Raw genomic sequence first — 21,977 nt, 5'->3', positions numbered from 1 at the left:
GTGTTTGAAACTTTCTATCCCCAACTGATCGGCTTCTGCACCGGCGCCCTGCTGCTCACGAGCGCGCTGATGGTCTGGCGTCATTCCCTGCTCGCCTCGATCCGGCTGCTCGCCCTGCAGGGCGTTGCCCTTGCCGCACTCGTCGCGGTGATCGGCATCGCCGAGGGCGAGTCCGAACTGGTGCTGGTGTCGCTGCTGATCCTGTCGGTGAAGGGCGTCGGCCTGCCCTGGGTGCTCGCTCACCAGTCCAAGGCGTCGATCAAGCAGATTCAGGAATCGCCCCGGCTCAACCCGACCGCCGCGCTGCTCGCCGTCACCCTGCTGACCATTCTCAGCTATGTCGTGGTCAGCCGCGTCTTCGGTCTCGGCGACAGTGAGACCGGCCACGCCGCACCGATCGGCCTGGCCATGGTGCTCATCGGCTTTCTGCTGCTGATCAGCCGGCGCCGCGCGCGCTCCCAGCTCATCGGCTTTCTGCTGCTCGACAACGGCATCGCCACCATCGCTTTTTTGACCAGCGGCGGCGTGCCTATTCTGCTCGAATTCGCAGTCTCCCTCGACGTTCTGCTGGTCGTGCTCATTTTGCACGTGTTCGCCGGCCGCATGCGCACCAAGTTCGGCGGCACTGCCGTTGATCAGCTCAGAGAGTTGCACGACTGATGTCATTTGTTCTGTGGATTCCCCTGGTCGGCCCACTCGCCTTCGCCGGCCTCAGCCTGCTTCTGCGCGGCTCGGCGCACCGCCGTTTCGTCGGAGTCGCCGCGTCGAGCGCGGTGCTCGTCTCCGGCCTGCTGCTGGTCAGCGCAGTGCTCGACGGTGCCGTGTTCGAAAGCGGCGGCGGCATGCTGCGTGCCGACGCCCTCTCGGCCTACATGCTCAGCGTCGTCGGAGCGGTCGGACTCATCTCCACCTGGGGTGGCCTCAGCAGCGCGGCGTCGAGCCGCACCAGGGATGCCGCCGGCTACGAGGCGCTCATCGCCTTGTTCCTGGCCGCGATGTCACTCGCCGTGCTGGCCGACAGCATCGGCCTGATGTGGGCCGCCGTTGAGGCAACGACCATCGCCACCGCATTCCTGGTCGGCCACCACCGCACCCGCCGGTCCCTCGAAGCAGCCTGGAAATACGTCATCCTCGGCTCGGTCGGTGTGGCCATCGCGCTGCTGGGTATCGTGCTGATCTACGCTGCCTCGGTCGGTACCGACACCCCGACCCTGTCCTGGGTGCTCCTGAGCCAGGCCGACCGAGGCCTCGACCCGGCGCTGATCACCGCCGGCGGCGCCCTGGCCGTGCTCGGTTTCGCCACCAAGTCGGGTCTCGCCCCGATGCACAGCTGGCTGCCGGATGCCCACAGCCAGGCCCCAGCTCCGGTCTCCGGCCTCATGTCGGGCGTGCTGCTCTCGGTCGCGCTCTACGCGATCCTGCGCATCCAGTCGATCACCAACCTCGTGATCGGCCCGGAGTTTCTGCGCACCATGCTCAGCATCGGTGGCCTGCTCTCCCTGCTCGTGGCCGCGTCACTGCTCATTCGCCAACGCGACTACAAGCGGATGCTCGCCTACTCCAGCATCGAACACATGGGCCTGATGGCGATCGGTGTGGCGATCGGCCCGGCCGCGCTCCCCTCGGTGCTGCTGTACATTCTCGGCCACGGCCTGATCAAGGCGACCCTATTCGTGATCTCCGGTCGTATCCTCAAGGTCGAGGGCACCCCGGTGATCTCGGACGTGCGCGCATTGTTGGTGCGACGGCCTGGCCTCGCCGTACCCTGGCTCATCGCCATGGCCGCCATCGTCGGCTTTCCCCCGTTCAGCATCTTCTTCTCCGAGGTCGGCATCATCATGGCCGGCTGGTCGGTGGGCCTCGGCGGCGTCGTCGGAGCGGCCCTCGTGCTGCTGCTGGTGATCTTCGCCGCGTTCACCCGCCTCACCGTGCAGATGACCATCGGCGCTCCCCCGGACGGCGCCGCGTTCACACCCGACTATTCGACCCACGGCCCGCGCCTGCCGATCATCCTGGCCCTGGCCACGACAGCCACGATCGCTTTCGTGGCCGAACCGGTCGGCACTCTACTGTTGCAGGCCACAGCCGTTCTCGGAGGTACCAACTAATGGCTGACGAACTAATGCCCGGCGAACTCCGCCACCTCGACCGTGCGGAATTGCCGGCCGCCGCCGGGGCGCTGCTCGATGCCGGCAGCCGGCTGGCCCTGGTCGCCTGCCACGAAGACGACGACCACTTTCGCATCGTCTATTCCTTCGTCGGGGATGCATCGTTGCGGGCCGACCTGGTGGTCACTGTGCCGCGGGACGATGCCTGGATTCCCAGCCTCGCCGAGATCTCCCTGCCGGCCGGCAACTTCGAGCGCGGCATCCGCGACCTGTACGGCGTCGTTCCCCGCAATCACCCGCAGCCGCACCGCCTGGTTCGCCACGGCCACTGGCCGCGCGGCTGGTACCCGATGCTGCGCGCCAACGCCGCCGTGCCCGAGTTTGAGCCCGACGTGGAATCATTCCCCTTCGTGCCGGTTGAGGGCCCTGGCGTCTATGAGATCGCCGTCGGCCCGATTCACGCCGGCATCATCGAGCCCGGCCACTTTCGCTTCTCGGTCGTCGGCGAGACCATCGTGCGCATGGAAGCCCGCCAGTGGTACTTACACCGTGGTGTCGAGAAGGTGTTCGAGGGCAAGACTGCGGGCGAAGGCGTGCTTCTGGCCGAGCAGATCAGCGGCGACACCGCCGTCGGTCACTCCCTCGCGTTCGTCATGGCTGTCGAGCAGGCCGCCGGTATCGAGGTGTCGGAGCCCGACCGGCTGCTGCGTGCTCTGCTTCTGGAACTCGAGCGTCTCTACAACCACGTGACCGATCTTGGTTCCCTGGCCAACGACGTGGGGTTCAGCATCATTGACGCGCACGCCCAGGGGCTCCGTGAGCAGCTGATGCGCATCAATAAGTCGGTCACCGGACACCGCCTCCTGCGCGGTGCGCTGAGCGTCGGCGGCATCCGGGTGAACGCGCTCCCCGAAGCCGCCGATCTGGTGCGCATTGCCACCGCCATGGCCGAACTGGCCGGCATCACGCTCGGCCATGCCATCGTGCGCGGCCGTTTCACCGGCACGGCCCGGCTCTCCAACGCGCACGCGACCCAGATCGGAACGCTCGGCTACGTCGCGCGCGCATCGGGCATCGACACGGATGCCCGCAACGAGCATCCGTTCGTCAATCTGGGCGAGGTCTTTCACGTCGTGACCGAAGACAGCGGCGACGTGCTCGCCCGGTACACCGTGCGCGCCCGCGAGGTCGAGGTGTCGACCGCGGTCGCCGTCGACCTGCTCCGACGCCTGCAGGGCCACACCGGAACCGCGTTCAGCGTGAACCCGACGAGCGCCGGCACCGGGCTCGCCCTGGTCGAAGCGTGGCGCGGAACGGCAACCCACCGGGTAGAACTCGCCGCCAACGGCACGCTCGCCCGCGTCAAGGTCGTCGACCCGTCGTTCCTGAACTGGCCGGCCGTACCGGATGCCCTGTCGGAAACCATTGTTCCCGACTTTCCGCTGGCCAATAAGAGCTTCAACCTCTCCTACGCCGGCAACGACCTGTAGGCCGGCTCAGGCCCAGCAGCAACTACTCTTGCTCGAGGTGGCGGAGCAGGGCGTGCGAGTCGGTGAGGTTGGCCAGCACCATACGCTTGGCCGCGGCCAGCAGCTCAACCGCGCTCGGGTCGCGCAGTGCATAGAAAATGGAGTTACCCTCCCGGCGGGTGACGACGACGCCGGCACGCCGCAGTACGCCCAGCTGCTGGGACAGGTTGGACAGTTCGCAGCCGAGTGCTTCGGCGAGTGACCCCACCGAGCGTTCGCCGGCGACGAGCTGTTCCAAAACCTGCACGCGCAACGGATGCCCGAGCGACTTGAACAAGTCGGACTTCAATTGGGCAGCGGGCAAACCTGAAGACAACACAAGTTTAGTATATCGTTACCTTATGATTCTTTCAACTAGATAGGGCCGCTCTCACCTGCGGCGCAGCAGCCCGTCATTCACGAGGGCCCGCGCGTAGCCGAGGCTGTTGCCGAGGGCGTTCGGGTGAAAGTTGGCCGACGCGAATGGGTTCAGCGGATCAAACGCGAAGTATGGTATTCGCGAACCTACACCGTGCGCGGCGAATTCCTGCGAGGCATCAACGAAGCGGATGCGCGGGGTCGTCATCGCAGCGACGGATCCGGCAAGCACCGTGTTCAGCGCGTCTATGGCCCCATTGAGTACATCGCCCAGCTGGGAGAATCCGGGCTTGAACTGGCGCGGGTAGCTCAAGACCGCGATCTTCGCCTGCGGCAGCGTATCCGCTACCAGGCCATACGTGCCCACGAGCTTGGGAGGGAGAACGCTCAGCTGAGCCACGCTGTTGTTGATTGCACCGAGGCAAACCGGACTGGCCGGGTCGGGCGCACAGGCCGTCAACACGACGTTGGAGCCGGCATCGATGCCGCCAACAGTGAGGGTGACGAGGGCGGTACTGGGGCTCACTCCGAGAAGTTGACCCGGGATATCCGCTGTGCTGGCCCCGGAACAGGCATTATTCGACACAAGTCGATAGGGGCTGACCACGGCCGAGAAGATCGGGTAGCTCGCCCGCTTGGAACGCAGGCAAGCGGTGCCGTCGAACGCGTACGGCGGCGCGCCCTGACCAGAGGTGAATGAGTCGCCCAGGGCGACATAGCCGGGAGCGGATGCGCCAACCGAGGCTGCGGGATCGGAATTGGTCTCAGCCAGTGCCGGGGCGCTCACCGCGCCAGCGAGCAGGGCGGCCGCGAGTACGGCGACGGCACCGAGGCGTTGCAGGAATCCTGAAACTAATCGTTGATTTGTCATGCCGCGAACGTAGACCCGGTCATCAGACCCGCAAGGCGTTGTCAACGACTCAAATTCGGGCCGCGCGCGAAAAGGCCCGCACTGCAAGCAGTGCGGGCCTTCCGTCTACCCGACCGACCTGGCGAGAGGTGATCGGGAGATCTATTGGGACCGGTCTTCGTAAGTACTAGACCTCGATCGAAGCGTCTGCGCTGTCGGAGGCCGCAGCGCGACCCTCGGTGTCAGCAGCCTCTTCCAGTACCGGGGCGAGCGAGAGCTTTCCACGGTCATCGATCTTCGTGATTTCCACGAGAACCTTCTGGCCGACGCCGAGCACGTCTTCGACGTTCTCCACGCGCTTGCCACCAGCAAGTTTACGCACCTCAGAGATGTGCAGCAGACCGTCCTTGCCCGGGAGCAGAGAAACGAAGGCACCGAACGCGGCGATCTTGACGACGGTTCCGAGGAACTGCTCGCCAACCTCGGGGTTGGTCGGGTTCGCGATGGCGTTGACCTGGGCGCGTGCGGCCTCAGCCGACGGTCCATCAACGGCACCGATGTACACGGTGCCGTCTTCCTCGATCGAGATGTCGGCACCGGTGGTGTCCTGGATCGAGTTGATCGTCTTGCCCTTCGGGCCGATCAGCTCGCCGATCTTGTCGACGGGGATCTGCACGCTGATGACGCGCGGCGCGGTGGGCGCCATCTCGTCGGGAGCGTCGATCGCCGCGTTCAGCACGGAGAGGATCGTGGTGCGGGCATCCTTCGCCTGCGTCAGCGCGCCGGCCAAAACCGAGGCGGGGATGCCGTCGAGCTTGGTGTCGAGCTGGATCGCGGTGATGAATTCGCTCGTGCCAGCGACCTTGAAGTCCATGTCGCCGAGGGCGTCTTCGGCGCCGAGGATGTCGGTTAGTGCCGCATAGCGGGTCTGACCGTCGACGGTGTCGCTGATCAGGCCCATGGCGATACCGGCGACCGGGGCGCGCAGCGGCACTCCGGCGTTCAGCAGGGACAGGGTGGAGGCGCAGACGGAACCCATCGAGGTGGATCCGTTGGAGCTGAGCGCCTCGGAAACCTGACGGATGGCGTAGGGGAATTCCTCACGCGTCGGCAGCACGGGAACCAGGGCACGCTCAGCGAGCGCTCCGTGGCCGATCTCGCGACGCTTCGGCGTTCCGACGCGACCGGTTTCACCGGTCGAGTAGGGCGGGAAGTTGTAGTTGTGCATGTAGCGCTTCTTGGTGACCGGGCTCAGCGAGTCGATCGACTGCTCGAGCTTGAGCATGTTCAAGGTGGTGACGCCCAGGATCTGGGTTTCGCCGCGCTGGAAGATGGCCGAGCCGTGCACGCGCGGGATGACCGCAACCTCGGCGTCGAGCGGACGGATGTCTGCCAGCCCACGACCGTCGATGCGGATGCCCTCGTTGAGCACGCGCGAGCGCACAACGAGCTTGGTGACCGACTTGTAGGCCGCGTTGACCTGGTTGTTGGCGCTCGCGTCGAGCTCGCCGGCGTCGACCTTGGCCGCGATGGCGGCCTTGACGGATGCCTTGAGCGCGTCGTCGGCGTTCTGACGTTCGACCTTGTCGGCGATCGTGTAGACCGTCGCCAGCTGGTCGTACGACAGCGCCGCGACGGCGTCGTAGGTGGCCGGCTGGTAGGGCGGGAACAGGGCGAAGTCCGCGGTGGGCTTGGCGGCGGCATCCGCTACCTGCTGCTGCGCGAAGACGAGCTGCTTGATGAAGGGCTTGGAAGCCTCGATGCCCTGGGCAACGACCGCTTCGTTCGGCGCGATGGCGCCACCCTTGATCAGGTTCCAGGCGGCGTCGGTGGCTTCGGCCTCGATCATCATGATCGCGACGTCCTGCACTCCGGCGGCGTCCGTTACAACGCGGCCGGCGACGACCATGCTGAACACGGCATCATCCAGCTGCGAGTGCTTCGGGAAGGCAACCCACTGGCCGCCACCGTTCTCGTCGGGAATGAGGGCAACGCGAACGCCACCGATCGGTCCGGAGAACGGCAGGCCGGCGAGCTGGGTCGACATGGAGGCCGCGTTGATAGCGAGCACGTCGTACAGTTCGTCGGGCTCGATGGCCAGAACGGTGATGACGACCTGGATCTCGTTGCGGAGACCGTCGACGAACGACGGGCGCAGCGGGCGGTCGATCAGGCGGCAGGTGAGGATCGCGTCGGTTGAGGGACGACCTTCACGACGGAAGAAGCTGCCCGGGATGCGACCGGCGGCGTACATACGCTCTTCAACGTCGATGGTGAGCGGGAAGAAGTCGAAGTTGTCCTTCGGCTGCTTGCTGACGCTCGTGGCGGAGAGCAGCATCGTCTCTTCGTCAATGTAGGCGGCGGCAGAACCCTGCGCCTGCTGGGCGAGGCGCCCGGTTTCAAAGCGGATGGTGCGCTTGCCGTACTTGCCGTTATCGATAACGGTTTCGGCGAACGTGATTTCTGGACCCTCCATGTGGGGGTTTTCTCCTTTAAGTTTGCTTCTCGCCATGCTGGCGACGAAGGCTCGCGTGCCCGTATGACAGGCGAGTGGGACGAGGAGCTCGACCAGGCAGGACTAAGCCGCGTTTCAACAATCTCTGTGTAAACACTGTCGTTTTGCTGGCCACCAGTAGAAATTCACCAGAAGCTGCGCGCCTGAAATACGCGAGTCTGGGAAACCACCACCGAGGACCAGCTTCCTGCCAGTTGCGCTCCGGTTGCTCGGCCGCTTCCAAAGAAGGACCGTCATCAAGCTTATCAGACACAGAATCAGCCCCGAACTGGTGCCACCAAGTCGGCGGGCACGGTCGGAGTCTCGGGCAGAGTGATAGGGACTGAAATGAGGGTGCGACGGTGCAGGGACTCAGACGACTGCTGGTTGTCGGAATCATGCGCGCGTGGGTGAAACTGGCTCTGCAGGACAGCGCGAGTGTTCCGCGACCAACCGGACCGCCACAGGCGCACTCGCCGGGGACAAACAGCGATCGTGTGCTCATTCTCGGCGGTGGACCCGCCTCCGGCTGGGGAGTCACAAGCCACGATCTTGCCCTGCCCGGATCGTTGGCCCGTGCACTATCGACTCGAACGGGCCGCGGCACCGATGTGAGCCTGGTGGCCGACCCGTTTGGACTTCTCGATGAACTCCCGAATCTGCTCATTGGGCAAGATCTGAGCCGGATCAATGCGGTCGTCGTGTTTGTCGGCGTGAATGATGCCGTGAATCTCACCGCTGAAAAAGCCTGGGAGCGAAACATGGGCCTCCTGCTCCGGGCCCTTGAACGGGAAACGTCCAACGAAACGTCCGTGTATGTGATGGACATCCAACCGATTCGATCAATCCCGGTTTTTGACAGCTTGCTCGGGTCCATCGCCAACGCGCACGCACGTCGTTTGACCGCGCGCACGGAGCGCGTCTGCCGATCCATCCTACGAGCGGTCTATCTACCATTGACGGAGAACACAATTTTGGTCTCCGGCCGGTATCGAAATTCGTCGGACTACCGCCTGTGGGGGGAATTCCTGGCCTGCGAAATGGCCGCTCGACTCGATCTGGCCCACGACCGCCACGGGTCGAACATGGTCAGTCCCGTGCAGATCACAGCGCCGCCCGAAGTCGAAGCCGGTGTGGAATCACACTTTGATCCTGTCCTCGCGTTGGCGCAACAGTCCTTCGGTACCGAGTCCGCGGCCTTCGTGCTTCGCGACCATTCCGGGTTGCGAGTGGTGGCAAGTGCTGGGCCCACGGGTGTCAATCCGGCGAGATCCGATTCGATGTCGGCGACGGTCGTTATCCAGCCGGGAGCACTCGTCGTGGGCGATACCGAGACAGACGAGCGTTTTCGCGGCAAGCCCTACGTAACGGGTCCCCCATTCATGCGATTTTTCGCGGGTTTTCCGATCGAATCACCGTCGGGTGAACGAATCGGAATTCTGTGCGTGTTCGACCCAAAACCACGCAGTCGTGCGGATACTGACATCGTGCTCCTGCGGCAACTGGCCCTCATGATTCAGCACGAACTGCAGGCGATCAGATCGTAAAGGCATCACGCCAGGCCAGGCCAGCGACGGTCTCCTTGGCTGGCCGATACTCCAGACCGATCCATCCGTCATAACGAAGAGTGCGCAGTTCGGCAAAGAACGAATCCCAGCCGATCTCGCCGGTGCCCGGCTCAGTCCGGCTGGGCGGGTCGGCGATCTGCACGTGGGCAACGTGCTGAAAGAGATTGCGCAGGCGGCTGATCACATCGCCCTGCTGCACCTGGGCGTGGTAGACGTCATAGAGGATTCCGAGGGACTCGCTGCCGATGGCTTCAACGACCGAAGCGGCCTGCTCTACGGACTCGAGCACGAATCCGGGAGCATCTCCCTGATTCAATGCTTCGAGCACGAGGATGACGTCGGTCGACGCCGCCTGCTCGGCCGCCCAGGCCAGGTTGGTGACATAGGTCGCGAATGCGCGATCCCACCGCACACCTTCGGGCACGAGGCCGCCCATGACGTGGATGCGCGTCGCACCGAGACCAGTGGCGTATTCCAAGGATCGGGAGATGCCATCGCGGAATTCGCCGACCGAGTCAGGAACGCAGGCGTAGCCGAACGTAGACGGTCCTGGCGTATTGATCAGCACCTGGTGCAACCCGGCGTCCGCCAGGCACCGGCGCAACTGCGCGAGTGGAAAGTCGTAGGGGTTCGCGTATTCGACGCCGGCGAAACCGGCCGCGGCCGCGGCATCGAAGCGTTCCAGAAACGGTCGTTCCGTGAAGAGCCATTTGAGGTTCGCATCCAGGCGGAGCGGAATGAGTTCGCGCATGGTTTGTTCTCCGTCGACAGTCATCTGCGGATGCAACTTGCCACTAAACGGCGCGAAGACCGCTACGTTCGTAGGCGGCGCGGGCGACGTCACCGTTCAAGAATTCCAGCAACGCCAGCGCCTCCGGCTTCGCCGCCGCCGCGTTGCTCAGGGCTGCTGCGAATTCGGTGAGGTGCTGGACCTCGTCGGGGAATGGTCCGACAATGGCAATTCCGGGCACGAAGGCGAGCTCGCTGAGCTGCTGCACCGCGAGATCAGCACGGCCGTCACGTACGGCCACGCCGGTAAACCCCTTCGCGAGTGGCGTGGCTCTGGCATCCACTTCAGCGGCGATGCCGAGTCGCTCGATCAGGGTGCGAAAGTAGATGCCGCTCTGACCGGCCTGAGAGTAGGCGACCGAACGGGCGTTGCGCAGTGCGCTGGTGAGCGCCGGCACGGTCGAGATATCGGGTTTGTCGGCACCGTCGGCCACGCCGATTCCGATGCCGGTCGTCACCAGGGGGACGACGGTTGAGGGGTCGATGACACCGTCGGCCGCCAGACTCGCGAGGGCCGGGGTCGCGACGATGACAATGTCCGGCCGCTCGCCGGCCGCGAAGCGGCGTTGCAGTTCGGTGGTGGGGTCGAAGTGGGCATCGATCGCTATGCCTGTTTCAGTCGTGAACGCGGCGAAGATTTCGGCCTCGAGGGCCTTCTGAGTCGCCAAGCCGCTGAACAGTACGACGCTCGGTTTCGTGTCAATCGGGTTGCTCATGATAGACATCCTGCCGTCGTTGGTGGAATTTCTGGCCCAGCGAGAACATATTGCCGATGCACTCCAACTATAGGGGCAGTTTGTATCCTATAGCGGCTTGGAGGAGTCGACCAGAGTGTTGCTGGCGGCCGCACGCTGCTTGATGCCGAGCACGGAGTGGCTGCGTCCGTAAGCGAAGTACACGATGAAGCCCACGACCAACCAGACCGCGAAACGCACCCAGGTGAGGGTCGTGAGATTCAGCATCAACCAGATGCACAGCACGGCAGAGAGAATCGGGAGCACCGGTGAGAACGGTACCTTGAAGGCGCGCGGCAGGTCGGGGCGCTTCTTGCGCAGCACGACCACGGCGATGCTGACCAGCACGAATGCCGACAGTGTGCCGATATTGATCATTTCTTCGAGCACACCCACGTCGGTGAGGCCGGCGATCACAGCGACGGCGGCGCCGGAGATAATCTGAATGCGCGCCGGAGTGCGGCGTTTCTCGCTCGTCACGCTCAGCCAACGCGGCAGCAGGCCGTCGCGGCTCATCGCGAACAGCACGCGGGAGAGGCCGAGCAGCAGCACCATGATCACCGTCGTGAGACCGACCAGGATTCCAATCGAGATGACCTGGGCAGCCCAGCCGGCACCGACAGCGACGAAGGCCGTGGCGAGGGATGCGTTCGGGTCGTCGGCCAGCACCGTGTACGGCACCATCCCGGTGAGCACGAGACTCACGCCGAGGTAGAGCACCGTGACGATGGCGAGCCCCGCGAAGATGCCACGCGGCAGGGTCTTCTGCGGGTTCTTGACCTCTTCGGCGCTCGTGGCCACGACGTCGAAACCGATGAACGCGAAGAACACCAGGGACGCACCGGCGAGCAGCCCGAACAGGCCGTACTGGGCGGGAGCTGCACCGGTCATGAAGGAGAACAAGGACTGCATCCAGACATCACCATCGCCGCCCGTCGTGGGCACCTCGGCTGGAATGAACGGGCTGTAGTTTGCCGTGTTGATGAAGAAGGCGCCGACGATAATGACGAAGACGACGATGGCGACCTTGATGATCGTGAACACGCTCGCGACCCGGGCCGACAGCTGGGTGCCGAGCACGAGCAGCGTGGTGAAGATCGCGACGATGACGAAGGCGCCCCAGCTGACGTCCAGACCGAGCACCTGGATCGTGGACGGGACGTTCCAGCCGGCCAGGTCGAACACTGTGCTCAGGTAGATACCCCAGTATTTGGCGATTACTGCGGCCGCGGTGAGCATCTCGAGGATGAGGTCCCAGCCGATAATCCAGGCCAGCAACTCTCCGAGGGTGGCGTAGGTGAAGGTATAGGCGGAGCCGGCGACGGGCACGGCCGAGGCGAATTCGGCGTAACACATGATCGCCAGCGCGCAGGTGAACGCGGCCAGCAGAAAGGCCAGGGTGACCGAGGGCCCGGCGTAGCTGCCGGCGGCCTTGGCGCCGACCGAGAAAATTCCCGCTCCGACGGCCACGGCGACACCCATGATCATGAGGTCCCAGGTACCGAGGGTGCGTTTAAGGCTGTGGCCCTTCTCCAGCGAGTCTGCTATCGAATCTTCAATACTCTTGGTGTGCCAGAGACTCATGCGTTGTGGTATCCGTTCGTTATTGCCAACCCCTATGTTAGCAACTCCGTTCTACCCCCATTCGGCAGCCAAACGCACAACGGGTCGCCACCCGAAGGTGACGACCCGTTGTGAAGAAGTTCGCGTTATCAACGCTGCGTTCGCACCGTGCAAATTACTTGCATGAAATTAGCGACGCAGGCCGAGGCTGCCGATCAGTGTGCGGTACCGAGTGATGTCGATGTCCGACAGGTAACCGAGCAGACGGCGACGCTGACCAACCATGAGAAGCAGGCCACGACGTGAGTGGTGGTCGTGCTTGTGCTCTTTCAAGTGCTCGGTGAGGTCGAGAATGCGCTGCGTAAGCATTGCAATCTGAACTTCCGGGGACCCGGTGTCGCCTGGGTGGGTAGCGTACTTTTCGATGATCGCCTTCTTAGCATCTGGTTCGAGTGCCATAAAGTGGGATCCCCTTTCTCTCACTGCGCGGTGCCCTTGGCCAAATGCCTGAGCTCTCTTTATCCGCGGCCGTTGAACGGCAACCTTCATACTTTAGCAGAGTGGGCGGCCGACGCGGTCACGCTGCGGGAATTGTCGGCGACGAGCCGGTCTGTCCCCTCCCCCGGCTACCGCTACAGTGGTGGAATAATCGAGGAGGTGCACGTATGGGTACATTGCTTTACGGCAATCCGGGCATCGTGATCACCTTCGACGATCGCGCCCTCATGCACTTGCAGATCGTGATCAGTACCAAGCTGCGCCGGCGCGAAAGTTTTGTGTTCACCTGGACCGATTCCGCCGACGTCGGCAGCGGCCGGAGCGCGATCTGGCTCGACCCCACGAGCACGCTCTACTACCGGTATTTCGGCAGCCGAATCCCGTCGATCAATCGGGACTGGATCGAAGCGCTCATGCTCTCGGCCAACAGCGCCGGCGGACTGGTCTTCATCGCCGAGCCCGACCCGACGGTAACCCTCCCGGAGAAAACACGCCGCTAGCTCAGCCCGCGAGCTCGCCGAGCACGTCTTCGAGAGCGTGCAGAAAATGGTCGGCGCTGGCGACGGTGAGGCAGAGCGGCGGCTTGATCTTAAGCACGTTCTTGAAGTCGCCGGTGGGCTGCACGATGACGCCCCGCAACAGCAATTCGTCACAGAGCCGGGCGGCCACGGCGGTGGCTGGCATGAAATCGACCCGGTCGAGCACCAGTTCGACGCCGAGGTAGAGCCCCATGCCGTAGACCGCGCCGACCAGGTCGAACCGTTCGCCGAGCTGTTCCAGCCCCCGCTTGAGGTGCCCGCCGACGACCTCGGCATTGCCTTGCAGGCCCTCATCGCGCATGATGTCGAGCACGGTCAGGCCGATGCGGCAACTGAGCGGGCTGCCGCCGGCCGAAGAGAAGAACGATCCCTCCTGGGCGAAGCGATCGGCTATGTCGCGGCGGGTGATGACCGCGCCGAGCGGATGCCCGTTGCCCATCGCCTTCGCGATGGTGATGATGTCGGGAACCACGTTCTGCTGTTCAGTACCCCAGAAGTGGTGACCGAGGCGCGCGTAGCTCACCTGCACCTCGTCGGCGATGCAGAGCCCGCCGCGGGCGCGAACCTTCTCGTAGACGCCGGTCAGGTAGCCGTCGGGCAGCAGCACTCCGCCGGCGTTACCGAACACCGGTTCGGCAATGAATGCGGCGACGCTGTGGCCCTCGTCGTCGAGGGCGGCCAGGTCGCCATCGAGGTCATTCAGGTACTGCGGCGCCGATTGCATGCCCCGATACTTGCCGCGCACGGCGTTCGGCGCCTCGACCAGATGCACCCAGTTTGGCCGGGTCTGAAGGGCCTTGGGGTTGTCGGCGACCGAGGAGGAGACGGCATCCGCTGCCATCGACCAGCCGTGGTACGCCTCCCGCACCGAGAGTACCGTGTCATGGCCAGTGTACGTGAGCGCCAGGCGCAGCGCGAGGTCCACGGCCTCGGTGCCGCTGTTGACCAGGAAGACGGTGTCGAGCGGGTCCGGCGCGAGCTCGGCAAGTCGTTCGGTGAAGCGCACGAGCTCGTCGTAGTGAAAACGCGAGTTGGTGTTCAGCAGCGACCACTGGCTTCGGGCTGCTTCGGCAATGCGCGGGTGTCCGTGGCCGACGGTCGTGACATTGTTGACCATGTCGACGTAGCTCTGCCCGTGCATGTCGATCAGGTGGTGCTTCCAGCCGCGCTCGATCTGCGGCGGGGCCGCGTAGTAGTGCTCCTGCACGCGCGCGAACGACGCATCACGGCGCTCAAGCAGCGCGGCCGGGTCGGCGAGTGGTCGGGCCGTCTCCAGCCCGATCAGGGCTGAGGGGTCGGGGCAGACCCGCTGCCATTGCGCGGCACCCGAGGGTGCGACGAAAAACGGCGGGCGGATGCCGCGCAGCCGGCTGGCCTGCACTGTCACCCGGGCGCCGGTCGTTCCGAGGCCGGATCCGGCCTGAATCCGCTGGCCGTCGAGCCCTCCCCCGTGAACCCCGGTCAGCCACAGGTCGTAATCTGCGCCCTCGAGCCGCACGGTGTCGGCATCCACCACCACGATGGTCCCGTCGATCGGCGCTGTCACCGGGCTGCCGGCCGGCAGATACACCTCGACCCCGAGGGCCAGGGTGACCGACTCCTCGGCCGTGTCGATGCGGGTCTGCGACAGGCGATACTCGCCGTAGCGGGTGACTGCGTGCCCTGAGCGGGCGGCGGCATCCGCTGCCACGCGCCCGTCAATGCCGGGTTCGAGCCAGATTCCAGCGTCGAACGCTGCGCTGGTGACCGACAGATCGATGATCGCACCGGGGTCGACGGTGCCCGCCAGGGGGTGATCAGTGTCCACGATCGGCGCCGGCTCGCCGGTCACCACGAAACGGATGAGGGCCTCGAGCTCTGCGCCGTCTTGCTCCGCCGCGGTGGCGAACGCGAGCCACTCGCGAGAGCGGTTGGCGTCGGCGTAGTCGTTATCGTGATCGAGGTGCACCTGCTGCTCGCCGCTCACCACGAGCACCGCGGTGCGCAGCACGATCAGCGGCCAGAGGGCGGCGAGTTCGGTGTCGGTGAGCGGTACCCTCTGGGTGAACGCCTCGATTGCGTCGAGGACGGCGAGCGGATGCCGCGGACTGCGATACAGCACGCAGGCGCAGGTCGCGGCGAGTTCGGCGACGAGCCAGCCCTGGGCCACGTCCCCGAAGTCGATCACTCCGGTGATCGTCTCGGCGTCGGTGCGGCTGACCACGTTGTCGTCGGTCAAGTCACCGTGGATGGTCTGAACGCGCAGGTCGGTCGCGACGCGGTCGACCTGCTGCCGTGCGACCTCGGTTACGGTGCGGAGCCGTTCGCGGCGCACGTCGTCGTCAACGTAGCCGAGGAGGGCATCGATGACCTCCCCGCCGCGCCGCAGATCCCACTGTGACAAGCGGTCCGTTCCCGGGTGTTCGAAGTCGGCGAGGCCCTGAACCAGGCGCCCGGCCACGTCACCGAGCGCGCGAATCTGCCCGACCGACAGACGCACGGCATCGGTCAGCGGATGCCCGTCGACGTATGTCAACAGGCGCAGGTCGAGGTTCTGCCCGTCGATCGTGACACGCTGAACCTCGCCTCCATCGATCCCGGCTATCACGGCGGGCAGGTCGAGACCCAGGTTGGCGAGGTGCCCCAGGGCAGCGTTCTGAGCCTCGAGCTCCACCGTCACGATGGCCGGGTTGGCGACTTTGAGAACGAGGGAACCGGCATCCGTTTCGATCCGAAAATTGCGGTCCTGATTACTGCCGAGCTCGGTGACAACGCCCGAGACTCCGAACCGGTCCCGGACCAGCTCGGTTGCCTGCTCGGGCGTCAGGTGCGGGCGCGGCAGGTGATAGGGGCTCTGCTCGGTCATGGTTCTCCAGTCATGCAGGGGGCAGCGGTGGCACGAGCAGGGTTGAACGGATGCCGGTCAGCGCTTTTGCACGCGACGCTTCGGCGGCATGGCGCGCGGGGCATCCGGGGTGTTCCAGGCCTTGGCGATGGCCCAGGTGACGGCCGCGATCGGCACCGAGAGCACGGCGCCGACGATGCCGCCGAGAATGGTTCCGGCGGTCAACCCGACCAAAATCACCAGCGGATGCAGCTTGAGGGACTGCGCCATGACGACCGGCTGCAGAAAGTTTCCCTCGAGCTGGTTGACCGCGATCACGATGATGATGACGATGAGCGCGACGCCCGGACCGCTCGCGACGAGGGCCACCAGGGCGGCGAGCACGCCGGCCGCGGTCGCGCCGATCAGCGGGATGAACGCGCCGAGGAACACGATGACCGCCAGTGGCAGAGCCAGCGGAACCTGCAAAATGGCCAAGCCGATACCGATCGCCGTGGCATCGACAGCGGCGACGATGGCGGTGCCGCGCACGTAGCCGCCGAGCACGCGCAGCGAGGTGTGGCCAATGCGGCGTCCGCGGGCGAGCCGCTCGCCCTTGAACGGCGTGAGGAAGAAGTTCCAGATCTGGCCGCCATCCTTGAGGAAGAAGAACAGAATGACCACGAGCAGCACCGCGCCGGTGATCAGTTCGAACACAGCGGATGCCCCGGCGAGCGCCCCGGTACCGAACTGGCTGCTGGTGAGAAAGTCCACGACGGCGGTGCGCGCCGTGTCGATCTGCTTCTCATCGACCTGGATCGGTCCGTCGATCAGGAACTGCTGAAGATGGTCGATGCCCGCCGAGGCCGAGGAGAACAGCTCGTTCCACTGGTCACGCACCGCCAAAACGATGAGGGTGATGATTCCGCCGAAGACAACGATGCCGCCGAGCAGGGTGATCCAGGTGGCGAGGATGGCGGCGACTCCGCGCTTGCGTAGCCCGTTGATCACCGGGCTGAGCGCTGAGGCGAGGATGATCGCGATCAAAACCGGGATGACGACGAGCTTCAGCTGCACCAGGCCGAAGATGACCACGGAGGCCAGCAGGATGACGAGCAGAATCTGGCCGCTGCGCAGGCCGAGCCACCCGAGCCGATCAGTCAGCGGGGTGCGGGGAACGATGGGCCTGGGGTCGTCGTGTGCGCGCATGAAACCAGCCTAGACATCCGCTGGCCGGAAACCCCGATCGACCGGCCTCTTTGGCCGATTCAGTTCAGGGTTGCCGCGACCGTATCGAGGATGGATTCGTCGCCGGCGTAGATGCCGTGCTCGCGTGGCCAATGGCTGATCACGTCGGTGAAACCGAGCTCGGCGGCCCGGCCGACGGCATCCTCAAACGCGTTCATGCTCTGCAGGGAGTATGTTCCGCCGCTGTCGAGTGAGAGGTAACGGTCAATCGTGGCGGGGTCGCGGCCGGCTCCGCTGACGACGTCGTCGAGGCGCATGGTCAGGCCGCGCACACTGGTCCACCATTCTTCTCCCTCGACACCGTCCTGTCCGGTGGTCACCCAGCCCTGCCCGAACCGGCTGACCAGCCCGAGACCCCTCGGCCCGTTGGCCGCGATCAGGAACGGCACGCGCGCCCGGTCAGAGCCGCCCGGTGTCACCATGCGAGCATTCTTGGCGGTATACCACTCGCCGGTGAAACTGATTCCGTCAGTGGAGCCCGGTTCTTCGCCGCGTAACAGCAGGTCGAGGTCCGTGATGAATTCGGCGAACCGTGCGTGACGTTCACGGGGGGTGTACTCCGGCTGGCCGAGCACGCGCGCGTCAAAACCGGTGCCGCCCGACCCGATGCCGAGCAGAAACCGCCCGCCCGAGACGTCGTCGACCGTTGCGACATCTTTAGCGAATGGCACCGGATGCCGAAAGTTCGGCGACGAGACAAAGGTGCCCAGTGCTATCCGTTCGGTCACGGCCGCAGCGGCGGTGAGGGTGGGGATGGTCGCGTTCCACGGCTCGTCAGCGAGTGAGCGCCAGGACAGATGGTCGTAGGTGAAGGCGTGGTCGAAGCCGTACTGCTCGGCGCCGAGCCATTTTCTGCGGGCGACCGGCCACGGGTCCTGGGGAAGGATGACGATTCCAAAGCGCATGAGGCGAGTCTATTCAGCGTGACCAAAACACGCGGTTGCAATGTCGGCGGCCGGTGCCAGACTCTGCACATGGACACTCGCGAGCTCCACACCACGTGCACGATCGTTCCGCCCTACCTGCTGGTGCGGCTGGCGAAACTTGATGATCCCCGATTTGCGCAGGCCGCGGCGGCCGCCCGGGCCTCGCTGCTGCGGGACTCGCAGATTCGCCAGTTGCGGGGCGGGGCGCATCCGTTTCCCTACTCGGGGGCGCGCACGCTGCCGGCTCGAACCCCCGGTGAGTCTGACCGTACCATTTCGGATGCCGGTGGCCAGGAACGCCTGCCGGGTCGCCGGGTGCGCGCCGAGGGCCAGCCTGCCGGCACCGACCCGGCCACGAACGAGGCGTACGACGGGCTCGGGGCCACCCAGAACCTGTTCTGGACGCAGTTCGGGCGCGACAGCATCGACGGCAACGGACTGCCCATGGATGCGACCGTGCACTACGGCAAGCAGTACGACAACGCCTTCTGGGATGGCGAACGTATGGTGTTCGGCGATGGTGATGGGCAGGTTTTCACTCGCTTCACGATTTCGCCCAGCGTGATCGGGCACGAGCTCACCCACGGAGTCACCCAGTTCACCGCCAATCTCACCTACCAGGGCCAGTCGGGGGCGCTCAACGAATCCATCTCCGACGTGTTCGGTGCCCTGGTCGAGCAGCACGTCAAGAACCAATCGACGGCCGAGGCCAGCTGGTTGATCGGGGAAGGGCTGTTCACCGACCAGGTGGAGGGCGTGGCCCTGCGTTCAATGAAAGCGCCAGGTACCGCATACAACGACGATGTGCTCGGCAAAGATCCGCAGCCAGACACCATGGCCGGGTACGTCGAAACCGAGGACGACAACGGTGGAGTGCACCTCAATTCAGGCATTCCCAACCGGGCGTTCTATCTGGTCGCCGATGCCCTCGACGGCAACGCCTGGGAGACACCGGGCCACATTTGGTACGAGACTCTCACCGGCGGTGCGCTGGCCAGCACGAGCGATTTCGCGGCGTTTGCCGCGGCCACGGCCGATACCGCGGCGCGTCTCTACGGCAATGGCGGTGCCGCCCACGACGCAGTAATGCGCGCGTGGGCGACGGTGGGCGTGGTGGCAGCGATTCCGTCGCCGCTTCCCCAGCAACCAGCCCCGCCACCACCCCCGAGCCGGCCAGGCGTACCCCGGCCACCGGAGTAGCATCGCGGTATGAAAGTCATCGTCTCCCGCAGCGGCGGGACGGCGGGAATCCGCCTGACCTGGGAAGTGCGAGTTGAAGAACAGCCCGACCCGAATACCTGGGCTGAGTTCCTGAACTCCCTGCCCTGGGACGACGTCACCGACAGCGAGGCCACCCCGGACCGGTTCGCCTACCGCATTCGGTGCGCCCCGCACGAGGTAGTGCTCGCCGAACCCCAGGTGAACGGTCCGTGGCGCGATCTGGTCAACCGGGTCAGGGCAGCCAACGGCATGTAGCGGCTGCCCGTCTCACACCCTGTCCCGGTTCAGGTCTCAGGCCTTCGGGCGACGACCCCAACGCGGTCGGCGGGCCGGATCGTCGGTCAGCGCTGCCTCGATGTGGCCGTCGACCTGCTCACCGAAGTGGTCGTCGAAGTTCTCCTCGAGGTGCGCGGTGACGGTCTTGCCGATGCGGCGGGCCATTTCCTCCCGGCGTTGACGGCGTTCGGCAGCCACCAGAACCTCGTGCTCGATGCGGAACGCCTTGTAGATGGCAATACACATACCGATCATGACGATGCTCACCGGAATAGCGGTCAGAATCGCGCCGGTCTGCAGGGCGGCCAGTCCGCCAGCCAACAGCAGGGCGATAGCCACGAGCCCGCTGAGGCTGGCCCACATGATGCGGCTCCACTTGGGCGGATTGGTGTCTCCGCCAGAGGCCAGCATGTCGATGACGAGTGAACCCGAGTCGGCCGAGGTGATGAAGAAGATCGCGATGACGATGACCGCGATCACCGAGAGGATCACGCCAAACGGCAGGGTGCCCAGAAAATTGAACAGTACGTTCTCGGGGATGATGCCGACCTTGGGGTCGAACAGACCACCGCCGTCGCCCTCCCAGGCCTGACGGATGGCGCTGCCGCCCATGACCGCAAACCAGACGAACGTGACCAAGGTCGGAACGAGCAGCACGCCGGCGATGAACTGGCGTACCGTGCGTCCACGGGAGATGCGCGCGATGAACACGCCCACGAACGGTGCCCAGGAGATCCACCAGCCCCAGTAGAAGACGGTCCAGGCGCCCTGAAAGTCAAGGCCGGCCTGGCCGGTGAAAGCTCCGGTATCGAAGGTGAGTCCGACCACGTTCTGAAAGTAGCCGCCGACCGATTGCACCAGCAGACGCAGCAGGTACATTGTGGGGCCGAGCAGCAGCACGGCCACGAGCAGCAGGCCGGCCATGCCGAGGTTGATGTTGGAGAGCCACTTGATGCCCTTGCCGACGCCGCTGACCACAGAGGCCGTCGCGATGATGGTGATCACGACGATCAAAACCACGAGCAGGGTGTTGGTGACGTCGCCGACCACGCCGAGGTAGCTGAGGCCTGCGGCGATCTGCTTGACGCCGAGGCCGAGAGAGGTCGCGACACCGAACAGGGTACCGACGATGGCGATCACGTCGATCGCGTCACCGAGACGACCCTTGACCCGTTTGGTACCGAGAAGCGGCTCGAGGGCCCAGCGAATCGAGACCGGACGTCCTTTGCGGTGGATCGAGTAAGCCAAGGCCAGGCCGACCACGGCGTAGATGGCCCAAGCATGGAACCCCCAGTGCAGGAAGGTCTGCGACATCGCGGCGGAGGCGAGATCTGCGGAATCGCCGGTCACCCCGGGCTTGGGTGTCGTGAAGAAGGTGAGCGGTTCTGAGGCGCCCCAGAAGACCAGGCCGATACCCATCCCGGCAGCGAAGAGCATCGAAAACCAGCTCGTCAGACCGAATTCGGGTTCGTCATCGTCTTTGCCGAGCTTGATGTCGCCGAAGCGGCTGAGGCCCATCCAGATGGCGAAGACCACAAACGCCGCCACGATGACGACATAGTACGGGCCGAGGCCGGCCACCACCCAGCCCTGCAGCAGGGCAAGAACGCTGCCCGTGCGCACCGGAAAAGCGATGGCCACGATGACGACGGCCAGAATGATGCCGAGTGCCGGATAAAACACTCGGGGGGCCGGAACGACGAAACGACGGGCTTTGGGTGAACTGCTGTGCGGCGTTTTCGCCGGTACTTCGGGTAATGCACTCACTGTGGAACTTTCTCAAAGAATAGATTGCGGCGCGGTGGGGAACCGCTCTGGCACCGCCAGGTACCTGCCCCGCTGGGCAAATTTCCAGCTTACAGGCAAACCACCCTGCACTGGGGCAATATGTTTTCGGTGCCAGTGTTTGCCTGCCAGCGTGCAAAACGCGCTTCTCCCGCTCGCCCTGAGGCTCGGGGCGTGTGACGATGGACCATGACTTTCAACGACGTGAACGCGGCTGCATCGGCCGTGCAGAATCTCAGCGAAGAGGAATGCTGGAATGCCTTACTGTCGGCCAGTCTGGGCCGCCTCGCCGTGGCCGTCGGTGGCATCCCGGATATTTTTCCGGTCAATTTTGTGGCCGCCGACCGGCACCTGCTGTTTCGCACCGCGTCGGGCACCAAACTGATCGAGCTCACGGTCAACAACCGAGTCGCGTTCGAAACGGACGGCGTGGGTCGCGACGACGCGTGGAGCGTCGTCGTGCACGGAACAGCCAGAGCGCTCGACACCCAGCGGGAGATCGACGCCGCCGCCGCCCTGCCGCTACGGCCGCTGATCCCCACGGTCAAGCCGGTGTTCGTCGAGATCGTGCCGGAGTCGATCACCGGACGGCGTTTTCTACTCGGCCCGGAACCAACGGCGGCTTTGCTCTAGCCTCAGCACGTTAGCGTTAACGAGCGCCCCTCACCACGAACCGGGGCAAACAGGAG

General features: G+C 64.9%; 19 protein-coding genes. 8 read left to right on the top strand and 11 right to left on the bottom strand.

The features are described from left to right. The 3 genes from E3T29_RS00415 to E3T29_RS00405 are packed head-to-tail and all read left to right on the top strand — an operon-like array spanning window position 1 to window position 3,598. A complete protein-coding gene (locus tag E3T29_RS00415; RefSeq protein WP_092340991.1) occupies window positions 1-660 on the top strand; it encodes a hypothetical protein in 660 nt (219 codons plus the stop codon). Then, complete coding sequence (locus tag E3T29_RS00410) at window positions 660-2,108, top strand: proton-conducting transporter membrane subunit (protein WP_134343624.1); 1,449 nt, start codon at window positions 660-662, stop codon at window positions 2,106-2,108. Before E3T29_RS00415 ends, E3T29_RS00410 begins: the two co-directional genes overlap by 1 nt. After that, on the top strand, window positions 2,108-3,598 hold the full coding sequence (locus E3T29_RS00405; protein WP_198417697.1) for an NADH-quinone oxidoreductase subunit C: 1,491 nt from the start codon (window positions 2,108-2,110) through the stop codon (window positions 3,596-3,598). The genes E3T29_RS00410 and E3T29_RS00405 overlap by 1 nt, the downstream gene beginning before the upstream one ends. Before the next feature lie 22 nt (window positions 3,599-3,620). Here E3T29_RS00405 and E3T29_RS00400 read toward each other — a convergent pair whose 3' ends face one another. The 3 genes from E3T29_RS00400 to E3T29_RS00390 form a co-directional block, all read right to left on the bottom strand. Then, window positions 3,621-3,956: a metalloregulator ArsR/SmtB family transcription factor gene (locus tag E3T29_RS00400; RefSeq protein ID WP_198412796.1), complete on the bottom strand. Its 336-nt coding sequence runs from the start codon at window positions 3,954-3,956 to the stop codon at window positions 3,621-3,623. A 51-nt stretch (window positions 3,957-4,007) separates the two neighbouring features. Beyond that, entirely contained in the window at window positions 4,008-4,865 is an 858-nt protein-coding gene (locus E3T29_RS00395) for an SGNH/GDSL hydrolase family protein (protein ID WP_134343623.1), read from the bottom strand. A gap of 166 nt (window positions 4,866-5,031) precedes the next feature. Then, window positions 5,032-7,320, bottom strand: coding sequence for a polyribonucleotide nucleotidyltransferase (locus tag E3T29_RS00390; RefSeq protein WP_134343622.1), 2,289 nt, complete (start codon window positions 7,318-7,320; stop codon window positions 5,032-5,034). Between the two features lie 638 nt (window positions 7,321-7,958). Between E3T29_RS00390 and E3T29_RS00385 the strand changes: the two genes are divergently transcribed. Next, window positions 7,959-8,885, top strand: coding sequence for a GAF domain-containing protein (locus E3T29_RS00385; RefSeq protein WP_166792296.1), 927 nt, complete (start codon window positions 7,959-7,961; stop codon window positions 8,883-8,885). Here E3T29_RS00385 and E3T29_RS00380 read toward each other — a convergent pair. From E3T29_RS00380 to rpsO, 4 genes are all read right to left on the bottom strand, one after another. Beyond that, entirely contained in the window at window positions 8,875-9,681 is an 807-nt protein-coding gene (locus tag E3T29_RS00380; RefSeq protein WP_198417696.1) for a hydroxypyruvate isomerase family protein, read from the bottom strand. The two genes, E3T29_RS00385 and E3T29_RS00380, sit on opposite strands and share 11 nt — an antisense overlap. A 19-nt stretch (window positions 9,682-9,700) precedes the next feature. Next, on the bottom strand, window positions 9,701-10,411 hold the full coding sequence (locus E3T29_RS00375; protein WP_092340986.1) for an extracellular solute-binding protein: 711 nt from the start codon (window positions 10,409-10,411) through the stop codon (window positions 9,701-9,703). Window positions 10,412-10,498: 87 nt separating this feature from the next. Continuing rightward, complete coding sequence (locus E3T29_RS00370; RefSeq protein ID WP_134343620.1) at window positions 10,499-12,013, bottom strand: amino acid permease; 1,515 nt, start codon at window positions 12,011-12,013, stop codon at window positions 10,499-10,501. A gap of 168 nt (window positions 12,014-12,181) precedes the next feature. Continuing rightward, the gene (gene rpsO, locus E3T29_RS00365; RefSeq protein WP_092112143.1) at window positions 12,182-12,451 is read right to left on the bottom strand and encodes a 30S ribosomal protein S15; all 270 of its coding nucleotides are present in this window, start codon (window positions 12,449-12,451) and stop codon (window positions 12,182-12,184) included. A 206-nt stretch (window positions 12,452-12,657) separates the two neighbouring features. On the opposite strand from rpsO, the gene E3T29_RS00360 reads away from it, so the two are divergent. Beyond that, window positions 12,658-12,990: an ATP-dependent DNA ligase gene (locus E3T29_RS00360; RefSeq protein WP_134343619.1), complete on the top strand. Its 333-nt coding sequence runs from the start codon at window positions 12,658-12,660 to the stop codon at window positions 12,988-12,990. 1 nt (window position 12,991) lies between these two features. Here E3T29_RS00360 and E3T29_RS00355 read toward each other — a convergent pair whose 3' ends face one another. The 3 genes from E3T29_RS00355 to E3T29_RS00345 are packed head-to-tail and all read right to left on the bottom strand — an operon-like array spanning window position 12,992 to window position 17,985. Continuing rightward, a complete protein-coding gene (locus tag E3T29_RS00355; RefSeq protein ID WP_134343618.1) occupies window positions 12,992-15,874 on the bottom strand; it encodes an aminotransferase in 2,883 nt (960 codons plus the stop codon). Between the two features lie 57 nt (window positions 15,875-15,931). Beyond that, on the bottom strand, window positions 15,932-17,041 hold the full coding sequence (locus tag E3T29_RS00350; protein WP_134343617.1) for an AI-2E family transporter: 1,110 nt from the start codon (window positions 17,039-17,041) through the stop codon (window positions 15,932-15,934). A 59-nt stretch (window positions 17,042-17,100) separates the two neighbouring features. Then, entirely contained in the window at window positions 17,101-17,985 is an 885-nt protein-coding gene (locus E3T29_RS00345) for an LLM class flavin-dependent oxidoreductase (protein ID WP_134343616.1), read from the bottom strand. 69 nt (window positions 17,986-18,054) lie between these two features. Between E3T29_RS00345 and E3T29_RS00340 the strand changes: the two genes are divergently transcribed. Continuing rightward, entirely contained in the window at window positions 18,055-19,206 is a 1,152-nt protein-coding gene (locus E3T29_RS00340) for a M4 family metallopeptidase (protein ID WP_134343615.1), read from the top strand. Window positions 19,207-19,215: 9 nt separating this feature from the next. Continuing rightward, the gene (locus E3T29_RS00335) at window positions 19,216-19,482 is read left to right on the top strand and encodes a protealysin inhibitor emfourin (RefSeq protein ID WP_092340977.1); all 267 of its coding nucleotides are present in this window, start codon (window positions 19,216-19,218) and stop codon (window positions 19,480-19,482) included. A gap of 36 nt (window positions 19,483-19,518) precedes the next feature. Here the strand turns inward: E3T29_RS00335 and E3T29_RS00330 are convergent, their stop codons facing one another. Continuing rightward, window positions 19,519-21,270, bottom strand: coding sequence for a BCCT family transporter (locus E3T29_RS00330; protein ID WP_134343614.1), 1,752 nt, complete (start codon window positions 21,268-21,270; stop codon window positions 19,519-19,521). A 207-nt stretch (window positions 21,271-21,477) separates the two neighbouring features. On the opposite strand from E3T29_RS00330, the gene E3T29_RS00325 reads away from it, so the two are divergent. Beyond that, window positions 21,478-21,921, top strand: a complete 444-nt coding sequence (locus E3T29_RS00325) for a pyridoxamine 5'-phosphate oxidase family protein (RefSeq protein WP_134343613.1) — start codon at window positions 21,478-21,480, stop codon at window positions 21,919-21,921. Window positions 21,922-21,977: the final 56 nt, after the last annotated feature.

The sequence above is a fragment of the Cryobacterium sp. TMT1-66-1 genome (assembly GCF_004403435.1).
Lineage (GTDB): Bacteria > Actinomycetota > Actinomycetes > Actinomycetales > Microbacteriaceae > Cryobacterium > Cryobacterium flavum.
This window is presented reverse-complemented; position numbering and strand designations above follow the sequence as displayed.

Coding starts and splice junctions, on each gene's coding strand:
- E3T29_RS00370 (WP_134343620.1), bottom strand. CDS start 12,013: ATGAGTCTCTGGCACACCAAGAGTATTGAAGATTCGATAGCAGACTCG.
- E3T29_RS00390 (WP_134343622.1), bottom strand. CDS start 7,320: ATGGAGGGTCCAGAAATCACGTTCGCCGAAACCGTTATCGATAACGGC.
- E3T29_RS00410 (WP_134343624.1), top strand. CDS start 660: ATGTCATTTGTTCTGTGGATTCCCCTGGTCGGCCCACTCGCCTTCGCC.
- E3T29_RS00380 (WP_198417696.1), bottom strand. CDS start 9,681: ATGACTGTCGACGGAGAACAAACCATGCGCGAACTCATTCCGCTCCGC.
- E3T29_RS00350 (WP_134343617.1), bottom strand. CDS start 17,041: ATGCGCGCACACGACGACCCCAGGCCCATCGTTCCCCGCACCCCGCTG.
- E3T29_RS00360 (WP_134343619.1), top strand. CDS start 12,658: ATGGGTACATTGCTTTACGGCAATCCGGGCATCGTGATCACCTTCGAC.
- E3T29_RS00405 (WP_198417697.1), top strand. CDS start 2,108: ATGGCTGACGAACTAATGCCCGGCGAACTCCGCCACCTCGACCGTGCG.
- E3T29_RS00355 (WP_134343618.1), bottom strand. CDS start 15,874: ATGACCGAGCAGAGCCCCTATCACCTGCCGCGCCCGCACCTGACGCCC.
- E3T29_RS00395 (WP_134343623.1), bottom strand. CDS start 4,865: ATGACAAATCAACGATTAGTTTCAGGATTCCTGCAACGCCTCGGTGCC.
- E3T29_RS00335 (WP_092340977.1), top strand. CDS start 19,216: ATGAAAGTCATCGTCTCCCGCAGCGGCGGGACGGCGGGAATCCGCCTG.
- E3T29_RS00345 (WP_134343616.1), bottom strand. CDS start 17,985: ATGCGCTTTGGAATCGTCATCCTTCCCCAGGACCCGTGGCCGGTCGCC.
- E3T29_RS00340 (WP_134343615.1), top strand. CDS start 18,055: ATGGACACTCGCGAGCTCCACACCACGTGCACGATCGTTCCGCCCTAC.
- rpsO (WP_092112143.1), bottom strand. CDS start 12,451: ATGGCACTCGAACCAGATGCTAAGAAGGCGATCATCGAAAAGTACGCT.
- E3T29_RS00375 (WP_092340986.1), bottom strand. CDS start 10,411: ATGAGCAACCCGATTGACACGAAACCGAGCGTCGTACTGTTCAGCGGC.
- E3T29_RS00325 (WP_134343613.1), top strand. CDS start 21,478: ATGACTTTCAACGACGTGAACGCGGCTGCATCGGCCGTGCAGAATCTC.